The 2,048-nt window shown below is 41.0% G+C and carries 2 protein-coding genes and 2 pseudogenes; all 4 read right to left on the reverse strand.

Annotated elements, in window-relative coordinates; all coding sequences use genetic code 11:
- Positions 1-235, reverse strand: a pseudogene (locus KQJ19_RS23360) (fimbrial protein); the annotation flags it as partial.
- Complete coding sequence (locus tag KQJ19_RS23365) at positions 228-746, reverse strand: fimbrial protein (protein ID WP_200046802.1); 519 nt, start codon at positions 744-746, stop codon at positions 228-230. The pseudogene KQJ19_RS23360 and the gene KQJ19_RS23365, both read right to left, overlap by 8 nt.
- A gap of 12 nt (positions 747-758) precedes the next feature.
- Positions 759-1,763: a fimbrial protein gene (locus KQJ19_RS23370; protein ID WP_200046801.1), complete on the reverse strand. Its 1,005-nt coding sequence runs from the start codon at positions 1,761-1,763 to the stop codon at positions 759-761.
- A gap of 19 nt (positions 1,764-1,782) precedes the next feature.
- Positions 1,783-2,048: pseudogene (locus tag KQJ19_RS23375) on the reverse strand (fimbrial chaperone protein); the annotation flags it as partial.

Raw genomic sequence — 2,048 nt, forward strand, 5'->3', positions numbered from 1 at the left:
CAATGGGAACTTCAACGTTACTATCACCTAATAAGGCCCCTGAAGTTGTGATCAGCGGAAGTTGCACGGTTTCAGGCAGGCCAAGCCCTTTATTGATTTGGCACTGAGGATTAGTGACCTGCATTGCAATGGGGAGACTTACGCTTGCCTTTTGTGCGGCCTGGTTATTAAACGCCGTTAATGTGCTTAACAGTCCCGCCAGCAATGGGAAAAAAAGACATCTCCTGTCAATCATAGGTCACCTCGACAGTCAGACTAGTGGAAATATTCCCTGCCTGGAGCGTTTCACCCGGAATTTGTTTAGGCAACAGCTGAAACTGACCAAGCGTTTCATTTTTGTTACTTGATGCAGTTGGGAGCGCAAAAGGCTTATTTAATTCTAGCGACTTAAAATCTGTGCCGGCTGGATCTTTCCATGACAACGCAAGCCCAACGCCGGATAACCCCGTATTCATCAGGTTAGTGCTGCTCTTGGAAACGCCAGCAGCAGGCGAGAATTTTAGTGAGATCCCAGTTGCGGGCCAACTGCAAGCAATATTCAAATCAACTGTCTGTGGTGTAGTTGCGTTGTTTTCAAGTTGGCTAAAGCTGATTTGTTGAAAGTTCAGGTTTGCCGGAGAGAGTGACAATGCGCACGTGTTTAAGGCTAACTCGGCGTTTATCGTCACTCTCCTCTGCACTGATTTCGACGCAGATGCGTTGTGAAATGGAAAAATTATCAAAAAAAAGATTAACCATTTGTGCATAATTAATCCAGCCTATCGGTATATTAGCGAAACATTCAGGTAGGTAGAAACCTTACCGGCGGGAAATGGGGTTGAAGGCTTGACGTAGATTCTAAATGTCGCAGTAGCATCAAGATCTTTTTTGGACGGCTCATATATTTTATAATTCGCATTAAGGGGGACGGTATGAAAATCTCCATACACCCTGGTCATTTGGAAGTTCAGCTTCCGTCCATCACTATCACTGGCACTAAACATACCATTTGCCGCATCAACTACATTCTCCGGGTCGAATCGAACATATAATCCATTTATCAGTGCTTTATTTTTACACGAATAATAGACTTTTAACTCTTTATATAAAGAGTTACTATTGACATTACTTGGTGTTAATTTACCAAAATCTAAATTTTCTGTAGAAAGTGACATTGCGCAGGTCGCAGTATCTTTAAAAATAAAAGGAATCGATCCCCCTAACTTAGAACTTACATTAACCGCCGTGCTGTATACTAGTGTATTTCCTTGCGAAAGCGGCTGGATATTAACCGTATATTGCCCGGTTTGCTTATTTTGTATCCAATATTGATCATTTACGACAATACTGGCTTTCCCCAAGACAGTGCCTGAGGGCCAGTTGTATCTATTATTATCCCCCCATGGCTTAGATTGAACATTGTTGGAGATAATATTATTGCCTTCACAGCGCATCCCCTCCAGTTTCCATTCAATACCTGGATAGGGTGTCGTTATGGTGGTAGAGTTTTTACAAGTTCCACTGGTTAGATTCATGCGCATTTCACTCACCGATCGTCCAGCACCATCAGTATAATCCGGATCACAAGTCATTTTACCTTGTAGGATTACTCGCATTATTAACAATGGATCATCATTTGCTGATGTATAACCATACCTCCAGTAACTTTTATCACTGGGATCTGTATCAAAAAGTATGGAACCTCCACTACAGTTAGCTGCTTTGGAAGGTAAGGAAGATAGTGATAATAAAGCGATAAAAAGAGTAAATATGAATTTACACATAATAAAAACCTTACACGAATCAGGATTTGTTTAATTTATACTCTTTGTCAACGCCATAATCATCAAATGCTACAATACTGAGGCTGTTACTGGAAATTAACTTACCCAGCGAAATTTTTTCACCTGGAGCAAAAACAGACAGTTTATCTTTAATATCATCGCTAACTTTAATGGGCGTTCCGTTTTGTTTAACACTGATGATTGCAAAATAATAAGGGGTGTCGTTCCAGAGAACGGTATTGTCCTCACTGCTTATCATTTTAATATTCTGTTCGGCGTTTTCCC

The sequence above is a fragment of the Citrobacter sp. S46_ASV_140 genome, from assembly GCF_018919545.1.
GTDB lineage: Bacteria > Pseudomonadota > Gammaproteobacteria > Enterobacterales > Enterobacteriaceae > Citrobacter > Citrobacter braakii.